The organism is Clostridioides sp. ZZV15-6383 (assembly GCF_020657735.1).
GTDB lineage: Bacteria > Bacillota > Clostridia > Peptostreptococcales > Peptostreptococcaceae > Clostridioides > Clostridioides difficile_D.
Genome location: NZ_JAGWCV010000045.1, coordinates 1 through 21,205 on the forward strand (window position 1 = coordinate 1; position 21,205 = coordinate 21,205).

The window sequence follows — 21,205 nt, forward strand, 5'->3', positions numbered from 1 at the left end:
AATTACAGCTACATTAAAAAATAGTGGTATCGTTATTAATCAAAAGAAGGTTAGACGTATTATGAGAAAATTAGAACTTAAATGCATAGCATTTTCTCGTAAATCACGTAAATATAATTCCTATAAAGGTACAATTGGAAAGGTAAAAAATAATAAAATAAATAGAAGATTTAAAACATCAATTCCACATCAGAAAATAACAACTGATACATCAGAATTTAAAATATATACTACTGATAAAAATGGAAAATTAGTTATAAAAAAAGCATATCTTGATCCATTTTTAGATATGTTTAATGGAGAAGTTTTATCATTCAGTATCTCAGATAGACCTAACTTTAAATCAATAAGTGATGCTTTAAATGAAGCCATCAATATTACAAAAGATTGCCCTTATAGAAGAACTTTTCACTCAGACCAAGGTTGGGCATATCAAATGAATAAGTATAACAAAACACTTAAGAAAAATAAAATATTTCAAAGTATGTCTCGTAAGGGTACATGCCTTGATAATTCTCCTATGGAAAATTTCTTTGGTATAATGAAGCAAGAAATGTATTATAGAAAAACATATAAAAGTTTCAACGAATTAGAGAAAGCTATAACAGAATATATTTATTATTATAATAACAAAAGAATTAAAGAAAAATTAAATTGGCGTAGCCCTGTTAAATATAGATTTGAATATGAATCTAAAGTTACATAAAGCTAAAAAAACAGGAATGAAAATTTCATTCCTGTATAAAGTCCAACTTTTGGGTCTCAATACATATATAAAATTGATTTCTTATCTTTTTTAAATAAGATGCAGAAATTAAATTCTTAATATTTAATTTTTTAATAAAAACAATGTATTTTCTCTGACTTTGAAGAATCAAAATTTTAAAGTTTTATTAGAATATACAACTTTTTACTTTAAAATACATGAGCATTTCATCAGTGAAATAAACCATAATATATAGTAACTTGTTAGAAAAATAAAATAATTTCATATACAAATAATAAAAAATAGCCACTACAGTCTATAATTTGTAGTGGCTATTTTTTCATTGCCTCTTGTTACTCTTACATCATAATTTTCATAGTTAATACTATTATCAACCAACTCACTTATATTTTTAATTTCTTTTTCTCCTTGAATTGCATCATATATAGAAGAAGCGATTTTTTTAGTATTTCCAGTTAAACTTGAATATAAAATTAAACTTTTCATGATATATCCTCCTCTTTAGCTAAATACTCTGTTAAATACTTATCTAAATTATCTTAATATTAATAGATTTTAATTTATATAAAAATAATCTAATCTAATATACATCCAAACTGAGAGCGTGTTTGCAAAGCATCTACACATTTTTTGTTACAATAACAGCATTTCTTAATCTCATCTACTCTTCCATCTTTTATTTTCTGTAACCAATTACTATCTGCCAATAGTTGTCTTGACATAGAAACCATATCTACTCTATTGCTTGAGATAATACTTTCCATAAAATCTGGGCTAGATAATTTTCCAACTCCACATACTGGAAGATTTGTGTATTTCTTCACCTCATCAGCTAAATACAAAAAACAGCCTTCATCTTTAAAATAAGGATGATTATTCGTTGGTATAATATCTTCTAACTTTGAGTGATTTGCAAGTGTTACATGAAAACTATTTACACCTAATGATTCAAATTTTTTTACAAAATACTCAACTTCTGAAACTAGAACACCTGCATTGCCATAATAAGGATTTTCTTGTCTTATTGCAAGTTTATAATCTATTGGAATATCCTTAACTTCATTTCGAATACTGCTAATTATTTCACTTGCAAATCTGCTTCTATTCTCACAAGTTCCACCATATTCATCACTTCTATTATTAAATATGCTTGATGAAAAACTTCCTACAATCCTATCACCATGAATTTGAATCATATCAAACCCTGCTTTTTTTGCATTCAATGCTGCTACTTTAAATAAATCTATAATATTTTTAATTTCTTCTTTGTACATATTTGTTATGTAATCTTTTACTCCATCAGCCATGATTTTTTTTATCTCATCATGTGAAGTAATTCCCATTTTCATAGTATCTTTAATTAAATTAATATCATAATCTGAACAAAATATTTGTGCTGATACCTTTGCGCCAGAATTGTGTATCTCATCTACAATTTTCTTGCATTTTATAACTCCCTCTTCATCTGATAAACTCATAGCCATCTTATGAAAACTAGGTCTAACAGATACATCTCCTAAAGTAATCAGAGCTACTCCTGACTTTGCAATATCACAAAACTTTTTAATTTTTTCTTCCAATTTAAGACCCATGCTTGTAGGTGCAAATGATACTCTATTTTTTAATTCCAAACTTCCAATTTTAATTGGCTTTAACAAATTGCAATACATCCTATTCTTCCTCCACAGTCGTTTTCATATCCTTTACTACATGTAATTTCTTTACTAATTCTTTATACTCTTCATCCGAAAACTCTCTTTTTACACTGTTATCCCACTTTGAAAATATATTCTTTATATCTCCTAATACTTCCTCACCCTTGTCTGTTACTCTCAGCTGAAAAGCTCTACTATCATCAGGATTTTGGATTTTTTCTATATATCCACCTTTCTCTAACCTAGATATAGTTCTTGTCGTATAAGCTTTATCAACTTCAAATTCTGTCGAAACATCATTCAAGGAACAATTTCTATTTTTATTGATATAAATTAAATAGAAGTACAGACCATTTGTGAGTTTATATGGTTTTAAGCATTTTTCACAATAAAGTTTAAAATTTTTTTGTAAATTACAGATAATATATGATAAACTTTCATACTGTAAATTTTTAAAATCCATCTTAAATTTCCCCTCTATAATTTTAATATATTTGACTATATCAACTATATTATATTAAACAATTAATATAGTCAAGAATATTTTACTTTCTAAATATATATTTTATCAATTCTTTATAAAACATTATAGAAAATAATCATGATTAAGTCAGAAATTGGAATTTTTAATATGCACTATACATAAATATATTTTATATAAAAGTTTATATTTTCAAACAAATAAATTTACGAAAATTGTCTAAATTCAGTAAAAACATGATAATATATACATAAGCAATATAAATCTATAAAAGGGAGTGTTACATATGATATCTAATAAAATGCAAACTTTAGTTGCAAACAGTTCTGTTATAAGAGCTATGTTTGAAGAAGGAAAGAAACTTTCTGATATTTATGGAGAAGAAAATGTTTTTGATTTTAGTATAGGAAATCCAAGTGTTGAACCTCCAGAGACTATTAAAGCAGTTATAAATGATATTTTGAATGAAGAATCTCCAAATTTAGTTCATGGATATATGAATAACTCAGGATATTAAGATGTAAGAGATGCTATTGCTAATCATATCAATAAAAAAGAAGGATTAGACCTTACAAAAGAAAACTTTATTACTCCAAAAACAAGAGCTTTAATAATAAACACTCCAAATAATCCTACTGGTGTCATCTATTCTGAGGAATTATTAAAAAATCTTGGAAAATTATTGGATTCAAAACAAAAGGAATTTAATATAAACATATACTTAATTTCTGACGAACCATATAGAGAAATAATTTATGATGGTGCTAAAGTTCCTTGTGTACTAAAATACTATAGAAACTCATTTATAGGATACTCTTACAGTAAATCATTATCTCTACCTGGTGAACGTATAGGATATATTGTTGCTAATGGACAAATGGATGATTTTGATGATGTTATGTCTTCTCTAAATGTTGCAAATAGAGTACTTGGATTTGTAAATGCTCCTTCTCTTTTTCAAAGAGTTATTGCAAGAAGTTCAGATGCTGAAGTTGATGTAAACATTTATAAAAAGAATTTTGACCTTCTATATAATAGTTTAATCGATATGAGATATTCTTGTGTTAAACCTAGTGGTACATTCTATTTATTCCCAAAAGCTCCAATTGAAGATGATAAAAAATTCTGCAATGATGCAAAACAATTTAATCTATTATTAGTACCAGATTCTTCTTTTGGTTGTCCAGGTCATTTTAGAGTATCATATTGTGTATCTTTGACAAAGTTAAAAGCTCTCTACCAGCATTTGAAAAATTAGCCAAACTGTATAATTTAAAATAATTAAATCAAGGTAGTTTATTATTTTATGTACTATATTTCACATGCCATATTATTCCAATACACTTGAATATTGTAATCTATAGTACTAATATAAGTTACAAGGAGGTGTTTGACTTGAAAAAAGGTTATGTTTATATAATACTGACTACATTATTTTTTAGTTCAATGGAAATTAGTCTAAAAACTGTCACTAATGACTTTAATCCCTTACAAATAACTTTATCAAGATTTTTTGTTGGCGGTTTAGTCTTACTACCTTTTGCTATAAAAAGATTAAGATCTCTTAGTCTTTCTATTACAAAATCAGACTTAAAATACTTTGCATTTCTAGGTTTTATGTGTGTAGTAGTAAGTATGTCATTGTACCAACTGGCTGTTCTAAACACAAAAGCATCTGTAGTTGCTGTTTTGTTTAGTTGTAATCCAGTCTTTGTAATGCTTCTAGCTTACTTAATTTTGAAGGAAAAAATATATAGGCACAATGTAATTTCACTTATATTAGAAGTACTTGGAATTATAGTTATAATAAATCCATTGCATACAAAATTAACTTTTAGTGGAATATTCTTAACATTATCTTCTGCCATTATTTTTTCAATGTATACTGTATTTGGTAAAAGAAAAACTTTAAAATTTGGCGGAATAGTTGTAACTTGCTTTAGTTTTATATTTGGTAGTTTAGAAATGTTGATATTGGTTTTGCTTACTAAAATTAATTTTATCGCAGATATATTAAATAAAAATAAACTTCATGTATTTGCAAATATCCCTATTTTTAGTGGCTATACCTTACACAATATGCCCATTATGATTTATGTATTCGTATTTGTTACAGGTGTTGGTTATGCACTTTACTTCATGGCAATGGAAGCTACATCTACTAGTCTTACATCTTTAGTATTCTTCTTTAAACCAGTAATATCTCCAATACTAGCATTATTAATACTTAAAGAAATTATTCCTATTAATATGGTTATAGGAATTTTATTGATAGTAGTTGGCTCAATAATTTCTATTATACCTACAATAATTACTCAAGCGCATAATAGGCACATTGAATCCTTATATAAGGAATCATAATTGATACACTACCTTGGTTATACGTAAGATTAAATTTATTAGTTTTACATGCAATATAAAAAAAGGTTGTCTCAAAATGAACTTTTTAGTTCATGAAGCACTCTTTTTTGTATGAAATCAAATATATTTTCATCATTTCAACAATGAAAAAGAAGCTTATCTCTATTTTGAGACAGCTTCTTAATTTATTTTTAATTTATTAAATTTTCTATTTAGCTAAGTTTTGTAAAAAGCTATAAGTTTGTGGACAAGCTGCTTTTAATTTACTATTTGTATCTTGATTTAAATAGTAATATGCAAATGCTTCTGCAAAGAATTCTTCTGGATATACGCCTAAGTAATTTACATTACCTAAAGAACGTCCTTCTTTAGCAAATATTTGTTTAAATTGTGCTGATTTAGAAATGTCATTTAATGCTATATGGTCTATTGCATGTGCTGTTTCATGTAATTCTAAGTTTATTGCATCATGACCTTTACCTTTGTTACTAAATCCTATTCTAAGAGCTACTGTACTTCCACCTAAACCAGGAACATCATCCCAAGTTTTTCCAGTACCTTCCCAACCCTTAGGAACTACACCTTTTAAATAAGCGTATTCTTTTTCATCTGTTAACTTTCCACTTAATAATTTTATTTTTAAGTTATCTTGTTTTAATGCATTTAAATACTTTCCATCTATATTAGCTAGTCTATTTACCATAGCGTTAGCTTCATTTTTATTGTAATTTCCAGTTGGAAGAACCACTATTTGACTAAGTGTTTCTTTATTTTGTTGTATAGTAGTACTGTCTGGATGTGCACTTACTGGAACTGAACTTATTAAGAACATTGATATTATAGCGATTAATAATTTTTTACTTGGTTTCATATTATTCCCTCCTTTGAGTTAGGCCGGGAGTAATAAATTTCAAAATAAAAAAGATACCCAAGAGTATCTTTGTATATACAAAAAGAAATTTTTACTCTTTTCGGCAACTGGCTGGCATGGTTTACTAAACTTTAGCCCCTATAGCTTTGCGTGACTAGGTTTCCCTAGTTTTGCCTCATTTAATTTTATATTTATATTATAACCCATATCTTTTTAGTTGTCTATAGGCTTTTGGATTTTTTTCTAATAAGTTATTATTTTTTTACATAATACTCCAAAAAAAAATATCTTCTAACAATATTTTTACCATAAAATATTGTTTTAGAAGATATTTTTTAATATTACTTATATTTTTTATAATGTTAGGGTCTAATTTGTATTTTTATTTCGTCTTAATATAATAAGTCCCACAATAGCTCCTAGAACTAAAAGTATTTCTCCAATAATGATAGTATTGTCACCTGTCTTTGGTGGTACTGGTGGATTTATTACAGTATCATCTTTAACTTTATCATTCTTTTCTTCTGATACTGATGGTTTTACTACCTCTGGTATTGGAACAATTTGTTTAACGGGCTTTTCTATTACATCTTCTGATGGTGGTATTGGTGGATTCACGACCTCTGGTATTGGTGGATTTACCACATCTTCTAATGGTGGTACTGGTGGATTTATTACTACAGTTTCATCTGTATCAGATGAACTTGATGGTTTCCTTGGTTTATCTATGCTTGGTGGTGCTGGCTTCTCTTCCTCTGGTATCTGTTCTGTATTTTTATTATCTGTTGGTTTCTCTTCTTCTGGAGTTTGTTCTGGTTTTTTATTATCTGTTACTTTTTCATCTCCAGTTGATGAATTAGTTGAACCACTCTGAATATGACTATTTTCTTCTAATTCAGAAGCATAAGATACAGTTGGATATATTGTAGATACCACCATACTTAGAATTATAATTAAACTGATTAATAATGCCTTTTTATTTCTTTTCTTCATATAGATTTCTCCCCTCTAGACTATCTATAATTTGTAATCTTCCATTAATATCATATATAAATTAATTTTTATAAAAAATTATACAAAAAAAGCCATGAAAATAAATAAATTTATATTCATAGCCGGTTGCACCACTGACTCAGTATATCCATAAGGTGCCCAATAATAGAATATACTTCAACATCTCTATAATATTTCATAAAAAACAATTAAAATTGTTATATTCATATTAAATACAATTATATACTTCTATTATATTATGACTCTATATTATTGTCTATGTTTTTTACATTTTTTCCCTTATTTTACTCTTAATGACTCATTAAATAAAATCCTTATCTACAACAATGACACAATTATATTCAGGGTTTATCTCCTTAACTAACTTTGTTATATCTTCTTTTAAATCTTCTTCTGACATACCTTTTGAAAATTCAGAAGGATTTACTACTATATCAAATACTAAATTCTTCTTACTTCCCTTTCCAACTATTCTAAAGTCATGCATAGATTTTACGAGACTATTTTTCTTAAGTATTTCTTCAAGTTCTTTTTTTGCTGACATAACTTCTTCATCTTCAAGGCATATTGGGTCCATATGGATTACTAAATATATATCTAACTTTTCAGATATTTCTCTCTCTGCAGTATCTATAATCTCATGGATTTCCATTATATCTATATTAGATGGAATTTCTGCATGTATAGATGCGATACATCTCCCAACCCCATAGTTATGAATGATTAAATCATGTGTACCCATTATATATTTATAAGATAACAATAGTTCTATAATAGATTTTACCATTTCTTCATCTGGTGCTTCTCCTAGAAGAGGATTTATAGTATCTTTTACAAGAGAAAAACCAGCATAAAGTATTAGTAGTGATACTACAATACCTACGTATCCATCTATAGGTAAACTAGTAAATCTCGCTAAAACAAATGATATAACTACACAACTTGATGTAAACACATCTCCTAAAGCATCTAATGATACTGCCTTTAATGCTGAGGAATTAATTTTATTTCCTATAAATTTATTAAAACGACTTAACCATATTTTAACCATTATAGATGAAATCAAAAGTATAAGTGGTACTACTTCAAATTTTATAGGAACTGGATTTGTTATTCTTTCTATAGATGATTTTACAAACTGAAGTCCAACCAGCATCACCATAAATGCTACTATTAATGCTGATAAATATTCTATTCTACCATGTCCAAAAGGATGCTCTTTGTCAGCTGGTTTACTTGCTAACTTAAATCCTATCATAGTTATTGCTGAAGATGCCATATCAGAAAGATTATTAAATGCATCTGCCATTATAGCTATACTAGATGTTAATATGCCTATAAAAAATTTTAATATAAATAAACCTAAATTAGATATTATACCTACTATACCTGCTACATAACCATACTTGTTTCTAACACTTGCACTTTGGACATTTTCACTATCTTTAATAAATGTTTTAACTAGGAATTTTGAAAACACGAAACTACCTCCTCGTTTCATATTTTATGCACAATTTTAAATTATTATATCACTATTTATGATAACACAATTTAAATATAAAATTCCTAAAATTTACTCTATCTTAGTAAAATTTTATTAAAAATTCATCTTTTACTTATTCATTGTTAAACATTCACTTTTATAAATTTTCTTACTTTTATCAGCAGGTACTTTAGCTGATGCTTTAGTAGCTACTAAGGCAGATACAATCATTATTAATACCCCTATTAATTTTACAAAAGAGAATGCTTCTCCTAATATAAACCATCCTATTAAAACAGATATTACTAACTCTATAGAACTCACAACTCCCGCAACTGAAAGTTCTATACCCAGTTCTATTCCACCAACATAACATATATATGCAAGTGCTGCTGGAAAAACTCCTATTCCTATAATTAATATTAAAGTACTAATATCAGTTACATGAGATATTATTAACCATGGTTTTGCTATTGGTGCTATAAATATTGAACCAAATAATAACCCATAAATTATTATTATAAGACCAAAACATTCTTTTAGTGCACCTTTATTTACTATCGATATGCATGAATATGTTAATGATGCCAACAAGCCTAATAATAATCCAAATACATTTACTCCTGCAAATTCAAATTTTCCACCTAAAACTGCAACTATAGCACCTATAAAACACAATAGTATTGATAATCTTTTCATCTTATTGATATTTTCTTTATATATAATATTTGAAAATAATGCTACAAATAGAGGTGAAGTATAAAGTAGTATTGCAGCTATAGATATTCCTACACTACTTATAGAGTTAAAGTAACAAATATTAAAAATTGTCTGATATATTATTCCACTTAATATTGAAAGCCCTATCACCTTTTTACTTGTTTTAAAAACTTTTAGTTTTTTTAATACACTGTATATAGCTATTACCAGAAACCCTATAAAAGCTCTTGTGAAAGTAACTTGTTCTACTGTAAACCCTCTTGCTATTAGATTACTTGAAAATAATCCTGTTGTTGCAAATAATGCTCCAGCACAACCAATTAAAATATATCCTTTTTTCACGAAAATTCCCCCTTAAATTATCTCTATTTATCTTATTATTAATATAAGCAATTATAATGCCAACATTAAAAATTCTATAATTATTATTTCCCATCTTAAAGTGAGATTATGAATATAAAATAAGCTTAATTAATAAATAAAATTTGCTTATTCTTCTAAAAAACAATATAATTCATTCATAATCGAATTGTATCATAATTCATACAATTCATTTTTAAATTAGATTGTAGCTCATATAATTCACTTTTGAATCAAATTATTTATTTTCCATAAATTTTAATTCAGTTTTAATTTGAATTATACTTTTATATAAATTTTTAATTATTTTTAGGAGGTCAAAATGAAATATCCAAAAGACTTTTTCGAAAAGATTTTAAAATTTTCACATGATGAGATATCAGTTTGTGATAAGAATGGAATAACATTATATTGTAATAAATCATTTGAAAACAACTATGGGTTAACAAGAGATGAAGTTTTAGGTAAAAGTGTTATGTATATACAAGAAAAGGGTTGTTTATTTCAGACTCCAGTAACAGAAGTAATAAGAACAAAAAAGGGTAGTATCATTAGAACAACAATCTAAAACTGGCATAAAATTGATAATTACTGCAACTCCTTTATTTGATGAAAATGGAGATATCGAATACATAATAGAAAATTGTAGGGATATAACAGAATTAAACAATATAAAAGACAAATTAGAATCTTCAAAAAAACTATAGAAATGTATAAAAATGAAGTTGAAATGTACCATAGAAGTGCAATATATATATTTGATGATATTGTTTTTAAAAGTGAATCTATGAAATCTATTTTTAAAACAGTTGACCAGATATCAAATTCAAACGTGAATATATTGATTTTAGGCGAATCTGGGACTGAAAAAACTTCTTTGGCTAGATATATTCACTCTAAAAGTGATAGGAAAGATGGTCCTTTTATAACTATAAATTGTACTACCATATCCCCTTCACTATTGGAATCAGAGCTTTTTGGTTATACAAAAGGTGCTTTTACAGGGGCTAATAGTAAAGGTAAAATAATTTTTTATTTTCATTAAATAAAAAGTTACTAAATGTTAGGAACAAAAATTGGTTCAGCGACTATTTTCAGTTCTATACTTGACAGAGATAATACTGTACAAATTGTTATTGACAAAGATGTAGTCAATGAAGAATGGTATGGATGTAGTGATGGTACTACTACTAGTTACATGAAAATTAAAACAAATCAAATCATTCACGATTTCTTACCTTTTGTAAACCATACACCATCTATAATTGAATTGTAATATTATAATACAACATTAAAGAAATAAAATATATAGTCTTAAAATAAAGACCAAAAAACTTGTATAAAACACAAACCGCAAAGTCACAATATATATGCTACTTTGCGGTTTCATAAAAATTAATTTTTACCACTAAAATTCATATTTCTACTATTTTTTATCGTTCTAAGAATTAGTTTTACAAACTCATTTGACAATAGAATAGTAGATGCAAATAATATTATTTTTATCCACATATCAAAGTTTAAAGAAACAGAATTGAAGAAACTCTGGAATACTTGTGTAAATATTATTTGAATTACACCTGTAACAATTATTATTTGTAATGCCAACTTATTTTTAAAGAAATTTGGTATTGTACTATTCAAACCAAATTCCCTGCAATTTAATGCATTAAAAAGGGCACTGAATGCAAATAAAGAAAATATAACAGTACCTTGCTCTTCTGGTGTAGCTCCCAATATATTAAAAGCTGATTGCATAAATACAATTGTAATTATAAGAATAGCATTTATAATAATATTTACAAACATAGACCTAGCTATTATTCCAGAATGTCTATTTATTGGTTTTCTTTTCAATACATAATCTCTAACAGGTTCTAATCCTAATGCTAGAGCTGGAGGACCATCCATTATTATGTTTACCCATAATAATTGGATTGTAGTAAATGGCATATCCTTACCAGTAAGTTGAGATATTATGGCAATTATAAATGCTACTATATTTACAGTAAGCTGAAACTGTATAAATCTTTGAAAATTCTCATATATGCCTCTTCCCCATTTTATTCCCTCTACGATTGTACTGAAGCTATCATCAGTCAATATTATATCTGCTGCATTTTTAGATACTTCTGTACCTGAAATACCCATTGCAATTCCAACATCTGCTTGACTAAGAGCTGGAGCATCATTTATACCATCACCTGTTACAGCTACAACTTCACCACTTTTTTGAAGTGCAGAGACTATTCTCATCTTTGTATCTGGTTTACTTCTTGCAACAATAGATATTCCTTTGATTTCTTCTCTCAATTCTTCATCTGTCAGTACATCTATATAAGTTGCTTCAACTGCCTTTTTCCCATCATTCAATAGTCCTAATTCATTCCCAATAGCTGTTGCTGTATTGATATTATCTCCTGTAAGCATTTTTACATCTACACCTGCATTAAATGCTTTATCAATAGACTCTTTAACCCCTTCTCTTAATGGGTCTACTATTCCCACGAATCCACTAAAAACTAAATTATCTTCCTTCATGTAACCTCTTGGATTCCCTATTAAATTCAATTCACCTTCTGAAGTTATTGCAACTTCTGTTCTAGACTTACTCATCTTTTTATAAGCAAATCCTAATGTTCTCATAGATTTAATTTGTAATTTTTTAATCTCATCCAAAATACTTTTTTCTATTTTTGGAGTTATTGGAACAATATTTTTTCCTTGTTGTACATAAGAACATTTTTTTAATAATACTTCTGGTGCACCTTTTGAGAGTAATATATCTGAATCATCTTGGCGAATTAATGTTGACATTTTCTTTTCTTCTGAGCTAAATGGTATTTGTGATATCAAATAAGTCTGTTTTCTCATTTCATTATAGTTCTTATCATTGTGATATAAAAGTAATGCACACTCTGTTGCACTTCCTATATATTTAAATGAATTTTCTTCCTTTTCTATGTCTGCAGTTGAATTTACTATACAGTTTTGCTCAAAATAGCTATTACTTTGATACTCTCCACCACTTATATACTTACCATCAACATATGCTACTTCTACCATCATTTTATTTTGTGTTAAAGTTCCTGTTTTGTCAGAACATATTACAGAAACAGAACCTATAGTTTCACAAGCTTCTTTCTTTGTTACTAGGGCATTTATCTTTGCCATCTTCTGCATTGTTATAGCTAAAGTAATATTTATCATAGTTGGCAAACCTTCTGGAACAGTTGCCACTATTAAAGCAATACAAACCATATACGCATTTTTAGCAGGCTCTAATGATTGTAAAAAAGATACTATACTGCTTGTATCTAAGATTAACATACCTTTTTTCTGCATTTGTATAATCATGAACATACACAATAAAGTAGCTATCACCCCTGATATTCCTGCTATTTTAGCACCTAATTTACCCAATTTAATTTGAAGAGGAGTTTGTTGGTCTTCATTTGATAAATTCTGTGCTATTTTACCCATCTCTGTCTTATCACCAGTATGAGTAACAACCATTATACCTCTACCATATGCTACAAGAGTTCCTCCAAATACCATATTAACTTGCTTTGCAGGTATTGTATCCTGTTCAATTATTTCTGTCTTAGAATAAACAACTTCCATATCCAATACAGCATCAGCATTCTTAGCTACATCATCTGACTCCCCTGTTAACATATCTTCTCTAAGTTTCAAATTTATAGACTGTATAAGCCTTCCATCTGCTGGTATCATATCTCCCGTTTCTATATATATAATATCTCCTGGTACTAAATCATTTTTTGATATTTTAATTATCTTTCCATTTCTAAGTACTTTTACTTCTATATTTTCTGTTAGTTTTGATAGGGCATTAGCTGCTTTTTTAGATTTTCCTTCAGTTATTATACCTATAGAAATTCCAATGAAAATAGCTCCTAAAATCCCTAATGCATCATGTAATTCCCCTACAAAAGAACTTATTACTGCTGCTCCGATAAGAATTAATATCATAGGTTCTGTCAGACTTTCTCCCAACTCGTCCCAAAATGTTCGTCCTTCTTTTATAGTAAATTCATTTAATCCATATCTAAGCTTCCTTTCTTCTACCTCATTATCATCAAGTCCAAATTCTGGATTTGTTTTTAAGTATTTTAATACTTCTTTGGTAGGTTTATTATAATACCTCATAACTTTATCCCCCTTGTTAATTATCTATAAAGAATTATATGCTTATGATAACTTGTATATTACTTTTCAAAAAAAATAAGGCGTTGATTAATCAACACCTTATACTGGTTATATATTATTAGGTTTTATGTTATAGGCTTTATAAGTTGTAGGCTATATATAAAAATCAATATACTTAATCTTCAAAATACCCTTCTGGATATAATGGAAACTTAGATATAAGTTCTTGAGCTTCTACTTTACATTCATCTAATACTTCTTTATTATCAATATTTTCTGCTACCTTATTCATTATTCCTGCTATCTGTACAACTTCTTTTTCTTTAAGACCCCTTTGAGATATTGATGTAAGACCTATACGAACACCACTAGTTACAAATGGTGACTGTGGGTCATCAGGAATAACATTTTTATTAACTGTTATCCCCACATATTCAAGAGCTTTTTCAAATTGTTTCCCTGTAAGATTCTTACTTCTTAAATCAACCATTACTATATGGTTATCAGTTCCTCCACTTACAATACTGAATCCATGTGAAATAAGTTCAGATGCTAGAGTTTGAGCATTTACTACAACTTGCTCCATTATCTTTTTAAATTTATCTGTACTCAAATATAATAGTGAAAAGGCTTTTGCTGCAACTGTATTAAGATGTATAGAACCTAATGTTCCTGGGAAAACACCTTTATCAAGTTTCTTTGCATGTTCTGCTTTACAAAGTACAATACCACTTCTTGGACCACAGAAAGTTTTTGTTGTAGATGAAGAAACAAAATCTGCATAAGGTACAGGACTAGGTATTACTTTTGCTGCAACTAATCCTGCAACATGGGCCATATCTACCATAAAGTAAGCTCCTACTTCCTTTGCAACTTTTGATATTCTTTCATAGTCTATTAGTCTTGGATATGAACTTGCTCCTGCAATTATAAGTTTTGGTCTGCATTCTTTTGCCTTTGCTTCAAGAGCATCATAATCTATACGTCCAGTGTTTGGGTCTACTCCATAAAATTCATATTTATAAATATCATGTAAAAAATTAACTGTACTACCATGTGTTAAATGTCCACCTTGGTCAAGACGCATACTTAAAACAGTATCATTTGGTTTTAATATTGATGAATACACACAATAGTTAGCTGTAGAACCTGAATATGGCTGTACATTTACATGTTCTGCTCCAAATACTTCTTTTGCACGTTTAATTGCTAGAGTTTCAAGTTTATCTGCTTCTTCAGAACCTGCTTGAAAACGAGCCCCTGGATAACCTTCTTCGGTTTTATTTGTAAATACACATCCACTTAATTCAAGTACTTCTGTTGGTGCTGTACTTTCAGAAGCTATCATTTCAATATTATGCTCTTGTCTAACCAACTCCCCAGCCACAATGTTATATAACTCTGGGTCTGAAATTTTTGTTGTTTTTAACATAATAACACCTCTTTTTATTTTAATTTTTTTATAAATTTAATTAATTTTATTTATATTCTACTACATTATTTTAATTAAATATATTATCATATCTTGCAATTTATTTAACTATTTTGACTTTTTATAATTTATGTTATATGAAAAAATTGCCTTAACTATGAAATTAATAAGTGGCTCTATTCCTGACCTTGTGTTGATTTCTCTCTACATGTAATTGCTTTATATACCATACAAACTAAAATTAAAAGTCCCATATAACCTGTATATGGATATAAAATATTTACTAGTTTACCAAATGGTAAAAATCCACCTATACAAGCCAAAATAGCTATTACTGTTGTTACAAGTTTAAATTTAGGGTGTTCATCTTCAACTATTCTATTAGTCACAGACCATAAAAGTGGAACAGCTGTTGTATAAATACCTAATATAAGTGCAACTGAGAAACATACACCTATAATAGGAGCTATATTATCCGCTAAATAAAGTGATGGTATTTCTTTCATGTACAAGTTTCCTATATCTGAAATCATAGCCAAATACATAACTATACCAGCAGTCATAAATACAACTCCACCTAATAAACCTCCCCAGAAAGCATCCTTTTTACTTTCAATAGAAGCTCCCATTCCTGTTAAAAAGACAATCATTACAATAATATTTAATGTATTATATATTACACCTGAAATGATTGGACTTTCTGATGCTTTTGTAACTTCAATATTTTTCATAGCTTCTCCAACCATAGATAAACCATCAAAATGCTTAAATAAGCTTATTAATCCAACAGCAATTGTAAATACTGCTATCACTGGTCCAATACGACCAAGTATACTTACTAATTTTTCTAGACCCATAGACACTGTAATCAAGGTAGCAACAGCCATCAACACTCTTCCCAAATAAGGATTTATACCATAATATTCAGTTAAAGTTGAACCTGCACCTGAAATCATTACTATAAGAATTCCAAATAAAAATATTGGACTAAACCATTCGTAAAATTTTCCTAAAATCTTTCCACAATAGAAAGTATAAATTTTTGTTGGTTCTTTAAGTTTTAATTCTCTACCTCTAGTTATAACTTCAGCACCAAGAAATGAAAATAACACCATTGATATTAACGCCCCAATCAGCCCCATATACCCTTGTGAGGCAAAAAATTGGAGTATTTCTTGACCAGTAGCAAATCCAGAACCAATTGCTGTCGCTAAATAAGCACCCGCAATACAGATAATATTTTTCACATTGACTTTGTCTGACATATTAAATTACCTCCATTATAAAGTTACCTTCTTTAACAAGTATAAATTCAAAGTAAATTAAATGAAAATTCTGTCTTTTTAGAATAGTATTTGACCTACTTTTTTTATTTTTATATCTTTTTTTTTATTTATATATATTTTTTTATATAAATAGGTACAGCTTTTATAAGGTTTAATATTATTAAATATATTTAAAGCGCTTTAATTTTTATTATAATTAAAGTATACTTACTCAGACATATTCAAACAATTATCTATATTGACTTTTTATTTATCATTTTCGATTTTTATTATTCAATTTATAAACTTTTGGAGTCACTCCTTTTTCTATCTTAAAGTTTTTATAGAAGTTATTCAGACTATTATATCCAACTATTTCTGCAATCTCATTTATACTTTTTGTAGTATTTTCAAGTAAATCAATAGATTTTTCTATTCTTATATGATTTAGATATGATATAAAAGTCGTATTCAAATTACTTTTAAAAATTCTAGATATATTAGATGGATTGGTCAAAAATAATCTAGCACAATCATTTAACTTTAAGTCATTGCTATAATTTAGATTTATATATTCCAGTATCTCATTTAATAAATCATTATTGGTATATTGATATCCAATAATTTTTTCTACAGACTTAGTAAATTCTTTCATGTCTAATGGTTTAAGGAGTATATCTTTTACATTTAATCTCAAAGCTTTTTGAGCATATTCAAAATAGTCAAAAGCAGTTATTACTACAAAATTTATTTTTTTAGATAGGTGAGATGTTTTTTCTATTACTTCTAACCCATTGTATATTGGCATTTGAATATCTATAAAAACTATGTCTGGCTCTAAACCAATTATTTTATCTACTGCTTCATCACCAGATGTTGCTTTACCAACAATTTTTATTGGCATATCTTTCATTTCTATAAAGTGTGTTATTATTTTTAAAACAGCTTCTTCATCATCTATTATTAGTGCTCTTCTCATGAGAATTCCTCCCTTTTAGCTTAATAATATAAAAAAGCAAGATATATAAAACAACATAAAAACATCTAATATATTTCTTAATATATATAAAATTTATTAATTTTATATAAGTTCTATACATACTCCTTATAATTTTCAATAAGAATTTTAATCATTATGTAAGTCCCCTCATTATCACTTGACTTTATATCCATATCAAAATTATTTCCATAAGCAGATGTAAATTTTGCATATATTAGAGACAAACCATGACCATTATTACTACGAATACCTGCCTTTATTTTGTCTATACTATTTTCTTCTAAGATAGTTCCATTATTATGAATTTCTATAATAGCATACTGGGAATCTACTCTTGCAATTATTTCTATTCGCTTTTTTGAATCAATATCTCTAAACCCATGTGTAAATGCATTCTCTACAATAGGTTGCATAAAGTTAAAAGGTACAGAAAGGTTATATAGCTTCCTTGGAATAAGGTACTTTACTTTAAGTTCATCTCCATAACGCAATTTCTGTAAATTCAAATAATTTTTAATATATAATATTTCAGATTCTAATTCTACAAATCGTAAATCAGACCTCATTGTATATCTAAACATTTTTGATAAATCTATTATTGCACTATACAAATCATAACTACCATCATCAAGTGCTATGCTTGCCATTGAATTTAGAGTATTAAATAAAAAATGATGATTTATTCTTAAGTTAGTAACCATATCTTGAGCTACCTTTAAATTCATTTCAAGTTGTTCTCCATAGTGATACGTTCTTGCAATAGTGTTCTTTTTTTCCTGCAAATCCTTTCTTATATCATTAAATGAACAAAAATTTATTATATTTTTAGATATTTGTTTCAAAAGACGTTTTATACTTCTAGCAGCGCCTTCTGGTATATCATATAAATTACTATGTGTTGTATCTAAATTTAAATCAGATAATAATATATATCCCCCTCTTATAACACCTATACTATTATTTTTGTATAATATAGGTATATTATATATGGTTATCCCATACTTACATACAAATTGGTTGCTACTTTTTTGATTCATACAATCACAATTTTGAGTAAATTTCATAGGATTACATTTTTCAAAACAAAATAGTGGAAAATAAGGATTTTTTAAAACTATATTCCATGAATCATCATATATAATCAATGGAATTCTAAATGGGTCTATAAATTGACCACGAATTGATTCTACAGCCACATACAAATTTAAAGTACTTTCGCTATAATTTATTAAAGTCTTCTTCAAATAACTATTAGGATTAATATCTATAACTTCACTCTCTCCTACATCATCTACATTATTGGAAACAATAAGCTCTCTTATCGCTCTATCACCTGTATTTATAGTTTCATGTGTGCTACCGGATTCTATATAAAAAATCATACCTTGGTAAAATGGCTTCCAGACTCCATTTATAATATATAAACCCTCACCTTCTAAAATATATATCATCTGTTCTTGACCATAATGAACATGATTAAAATGTTTTTTACCTGGCATAGTTACTGCAATGTATATATTCATAGCTTGTTTTGGGTCGTTTTCATCATAAGTATGTTTCCATTCAATATATCCCCATTCAGTATTTTGAATTTTCATAAGAGATTCCTTTCTACCTGTAAATTATTTATGTTCATATTTTAAGAAATTAGTAAATAAAAATGTGTACACACTCTTTCATATGATAGCTTATATATCAATATTCATTAGTTTGTACACACTTTTATATTAATTATTATTTTTTAATTACTTCTAATTATTATATCATTTAAAAATACATAGTCTGACTCTTATTTAATAATATAAACTCCCATATACGGTCTTAAAACTTCAGGAACAATTACAGACCCATCTTCTTGTTGATAATTTTCTAATATAGCTGCAACACTTCTTCCAATAGCTAACCCAGAGCCATTTAATGTATGTGCATATTCAGCTTTAGAATCTTTATCTCTTTTAAATCTTATTCCTGCTCTTCTAGCTTGGAAATCTTCACAATTTGAACAAGATGAAATTTCAACATATCTATTGTAACTTGGCATCCAGACCTCTACATCATATTTAAAAGAAGCTGTGAATCCTAAATCTCCTGTACATATCTTTACTACTCTATATGGTAGGTTCAACAATTGTAGCATAGTCTCAGCGTTGTTAGTAAGCTTTTCTAACTCATTGTAAGATTCTTCTGGTGCTACTATTTTGACCATTTCTACTTTATTAAATTGATGCTGTCTTACCAACCCCCTTGTATCTCTTCCAGCAGAACCAGCCTCTGACCTAAAACATGGAGTATAAGCTGTATAATTTATTGGTAATTGTTCAAATTTAAGTATTTCATTAGCATGTATATTAGTCAAAGGAACTTCTGATGTTGGAATCATAAAATAATCCAATCCTTCTATTTTAAACATATCTTCTTCAAATTTAGGTAACTGTCCTGTACCTAAAAAACTATTTCTATTTGCCATAAATGGTGGAATAACTTCTGTATATCCATTTACCGTTGTGTTTGTATCCAAGTAAAAATTTAATAATGCTCTCTCTAACCTAGCACCTAGTCCTTTATAAAGAGTGAATCTTGAACCAGTTATTTTACTAGCTGTTTCAAAGTCAAGTATACCTAACTCAGTCCCAATTTCCCAATGAGCCTTAGATTTAAAGTCAAAAGTAGTCGTCTTTCCCCAAGTTCTTACCTCAACATTATCTTCATCAGTTTCACCTTGTGGAACTTCTGGATGTGGTACGTTTGGTATTCTCATTAATAGGTATTCCATTTTATCTTCTACTTCTTTAAGGTTTTGGTCTATTACTTTAATTTTGTCAGATAGCGCTTTTAGTTTAATCTTTTCATTTTCTATATCTTTACCCTCTTTTATAAGATTTGGTATATTTTTAGACGCTGTATTTAATTCATTTTTCATGACTTCAACTTCTTGGAGAATCTTTCTTCTTTCATCATCTAACTTAACTACTTCATCAAGATTAAAGGCTTTTTCACCTCTTCTTTCCATTGCTTTTTTTATACAATCTAAATTTTCTCTTATTCTTTTTATATCAAGCATTTTTTCCTCCTCAGTATTTAAGATTGGATGTTATCTCTTAATCTCAAATAACTTAGATAATATACTTTATGCTTGAGGTTAAGAAACCTTTTTTGTTTTATCCGAACCTATTATTTTTATTTTATTTATATTTTACTCACTTTTTTATCTATTGTCAAATTATATTTAATTAAATTAATAAAATTTAATTTTAAGAGAATATTTCTAGATTTAACCTCATTATAATTATATCGATTTTGCTAATCAATTATCTATTTTGACTTTTTCTTTATCAATCTTGTATAGTTATTAACTTTCATATGAACTTTTTTATATATAATATAGTCCTATATATCTCTTATTTGGATAGGATTATTTTAATGAATGATTCAAGTATAGGTATGAAATTAAATTTTTTAGAACTGTTTATAAGAAATACTCAAAGAAAAATAGTAATTTTCCTAGATGCACAATATATTTTATATGAAATGTTATGAGGTAATCTATTTAATGAATTTAAATTTGCTATTATAAATTTAGCTTCAAAATCTACTGCAAAGTAATATACATAGTCGTTTTATAAACTAATAACTGAAAATACTAATTACTTAATTATTTAATATAAT

The 21,205-nt window shown here is 27.5% G+C and carries 21 protein-coding genes and 2 riboswitches; of the genes, 8 read left to right on the forward strand and 13 right to left on the reverse strand.

What is annotated here, in order from left to right:
* Positions 1 to 706, forward strand: a 706-nt coding sequence (locus tag KGF42_RS14455; RefSeq protein ID WP_227826563.1) for an IS3 family transposase, incomplete at its 5' end; no start/stop codon positions are given.
* Positions 707 to 1,015: 309 nt separating this feature from the next.
* Here KGF42_RS14455 and KGF42_RS14460 read toward each other — a convergent pair.
* From KGF42_RS14460 to bilQ, 3 genes are all read right to left on the reverse strand, one after another.
* Positions 1,016 to 1,213, reverse strand: coding sequence for a flavodoxin family protein (locus tag KGF42_RS14460; protein ID WP_227823497.1), 198 nt, complete (start codon positions 1,211 to 1,213; stop codon positions 1,016 to 1,018).
* A gap of 89 nt (positions 1,214 to 1,302) precedes the next feature.
* On the reverse strand, positions 1,303 to 2,397 hold the full coding sequence (gene bilR, locus KGF42_RS14465; protein WP_227826564.1) for a bilirubin reductase: 1,095 nt from the start codon (positions 2,395 to 2,397) through the stop codon (positions 1,303 to 1,305).
* A gap of 1 nt (position 2,398) precedes the next feature.
* Positions 2,399 to 2,845, reverse strand: coding sequence for a bilirubin utilization transcriptional regulator BilQ (bilQ, locus tag KGF42_RS14470; protein WP_227823499.1), 447 nt, complete (start codon positions 2,843 to 2,845; stop codon positions 2,399 to 2,401).
* Between the two features lie 304 nt (positions 2,846 to 3,149).
* On the opposite strand from bilQ, the gene KGF42_RS20505 reads away from it, so the two are divergent.
* The 3 genes from KGF42_RS20505 (at position 3,150) to KGF42_RS14480 (ending at position 5,224) form a co-directional block, all read left to right on the forward strand.
* Positions 3,150 to 3,380 carry a hypothetical protein gene (locus KGF42_RS20505; RefSeq protein ID WP_413927024.1) on the forward strand — a complete coding sequence of 77 codons (231 nt, stop codon included), beginning with the start codon at positions 3,150 to 3,152 and terminating at the stop codon, positions 3,378 to 3,380.
* A gap of 126 nt (positions 3,381 to 3,506) precedes the next feature.
* A complete protein-coding gene (locus tag KGF42_RS20510; protein WP_413927026.1) occupies positions 3,507 to 4,121 on the forward strand; it encodes an aminotransferase class I/II-fold pyridoxal phosphate-dependent enzyme in 615 nt (204 codons plus the stop codon).
* A 137-nt stretch (positions 4,122 to 4,258) separates the two neighbouring features.
* Positions 4,259 to 5,224 carry a DMT family transporter gene (locus KGF42_RS14480; protein WP_054274800.1) on the forward strand — a complete coding sequence of 322 codons (966 nt, stop codon included), beginning with the start codon at positions 4,259 to 4,261 and terminating at the stop codon, positions 5,222 to 5,224.
* A gap of 208 nt (positions 5,225 to 5,432) precedes the next feature.
* Here KGF42_RS14480 and zmp1 read toward each other — a convergent pair whose 3' ends face one another.
* The 4 genes from zmp1 to KGF42_RS20235 form a co-directional block, all read right to left on the reverse strand.
* Entirely contained in the window at positions 5,433 to 6,095 is a 663-nt protein-coding gene (gene zmp1 / locus KGF42_RS14485) for an anthrax toxin lethal factor-related metalloendopeptidase (RefSeq protein WP_227822614.1), read from the reverse strand.
* Between the two features lie 99 nt (positions 6,096 to 6,194).
* Positions 6,195 to 6,280: riboswitch (cyclic di-GMP riboswitch) on the reverse strand.
* A gap of 184 nt (positions 6,281 to 6,464) precedes the next feature.
* A complete protein-coding gene (locus tag KGF42_RS20515; RefSeq protein ID WP_413927025.1) occupies positions 6,465 to 7,088 on the reverse strand; it encodes a hypothetical protein in 624 nt (207 codons plus the stop codon).
* A gap of 111 nt (positions 7,089 to 7,199) precedes the next feature.
* Positions 7,200 to 7,285, reverse strand: a riboswitch (cyclic di-GMP riboswitch).
* Positions 7,286 to 7,410: 125 nt separating this feature from the next.
* Positions 7,411 to 8,589, reverse strand: a complete 1,179-nt coding sequence (locus tag KGF42_RS14495; protein WP_227822613.1) for a cation diffusion facilitator family transporter — start codon at positions 8,587 to 8,589, stop codon at positions 7,411 to 7,413.
* 132 nt (positions 8,590 to 8,721) lie between these two features.
* Entirely contained in the window at positions 8,722 to 9,654 is a 933-nt protein-coding gene (locus tag KGF42_RS20235; protein WP_227822612.1) for a DMT family transporter, read from the reverse strand.
* A 340-nt stretch (positions 9,655 to 9,994) separates the two neighbouring features.
* Between KGF42_RS20235 and KGF42_RS14505 the strand changes: the two genes are divergently transcribed.
* The 4 genes from KGF42_RS14505 to KGF42_RS14515 are packed head-to-tail and all read left to right on the forward strand — an operon-like array spanning position 9,995 to position 10,948.
* Positions 9,995 to 10,240, forward strand: a complete 246-nt coding sequence (locus KGF42_RS14505; RefSeq protein WP_227822611.1) for a PAS domain S-box protein — start codon at positions 9,995 to 9,997, stop codon at positions 10,238 to 10,240.
* A gap of 13 nt (positions 10,241 to 10,253) precedes the next feature.
* Positions 10,254 to 10,379, forward strand: coding sequence for a hypothetical protein (locus KGF42_RS19920; RefSeq protein ID WP_255643352.1), 126 nt, complete (start codon positions 10,254 to 10,256; stop codon positions 10,377 to 10,379).
* 2 nt (positions 10,380 to 10,381) lie between these two features.
* Entirely contained in the window at positions 10,382 to 10,717 is a 336-nt protein-coding gene (locus KGF42_RS14510; RefSeq protein WP_227826565.1) for a sigma 54-interacting transcriptional regulator, read from the forward strand.
* A 15-nt stretch (positions 10,718 to 10,732) separates the two neighbouring features.
* A complete protein-coding gene (locus KGF42_RS14515) occupies positions 10,733 to 10,948 on the forward strand; it encodes a hypothetical protein (RefSeq protein ID WP_227822609.1) in 216 nt (71 codons plus the stop codon).
* A 119-nt stretch (positions 10,949 to 11,067) separates the two neighbouring features.
* Here the strand turns inward: KGF42_RS14515 and KGF42_RS14520 are convergent, their stop codons facing one another.
* The 6 genes from KGF42_RS14520 to serS form a co-directional block, all read right to left on the reverse strand.
* Positions 11,068 to 13,842, reverse strand: a complete 2,775-nt coding sequence (locus KGF42_RS14520) for a calcium-translocating P-type ATPase, PMCA-type (RefSeq protein WP_227826566.1) — start codon at positions 13,840 to 13,842, stop codon at positions 11,068 to 11,070.
* 175 nt (positions 13,843 to 14,017) lie between these two features.
* The gene (gene glyA / locus KGF42_RS14525) at positions 14,018 to 15,274 is read right to left on the reverse strand and encodes a serine hydroxymethyltransferase (protein WP_227822607.1); all 1,257 of its coding nucleotides are present in this window, start codon (positions 15,272 to 15,274) and stop codon (positions 14,018 to 14,020) included.
* Between the two features lie 176 nt (positions 15,275 to 15,450).
* The gene (locus tag KGF42_RS14530; protein WP_227822606.1) at positions 15,451 to 16,539 is read right to left on the reverse strand and encodes a hypothetical protein; all 1,089 of its coding nucleotides are present in this window, start codon (positions 16,537 to 16,539) and stop codon (positions 15,451 to 15,453) included.
* 274 nt (positions 16,540 to 16,813) lie between these two features.
* A complete protein-coding gene (locus KGF42_RS14535; RefSeq protein ID WP_227826567.1) occupies positions 16,814 to 17,518 on the reverse strand; it encodes a response regulator in 705 nt (234 codons plus the stop codon).
* 113 nt (positions 17,519 to 17,631) lie between these two features.
* Entirely contained in the window at positions 17,632 to 19,137 is a 1,506-nt protein-coding gene (locus KGF42_RS14540) for a histidine kinase (RefSeq protein ID WP_227826568.1), read from the reverse strand.
* A gap of 191 nt (positions 19,138 to 19,328) precedes the next feature.
* A complete protein-coding gene (serS, locus tag KGF42_RS14545) occupies positions 19,329 to 20,600 on the reverse strand; it encodes a serine--tRNA ligase (RefSeq protein ID WP_227826569.1) in 1,272 nt (423 codons plus the stop codon).
* Positions 20,601 to 21,205 lie beyond the last annotated feature (605 nt).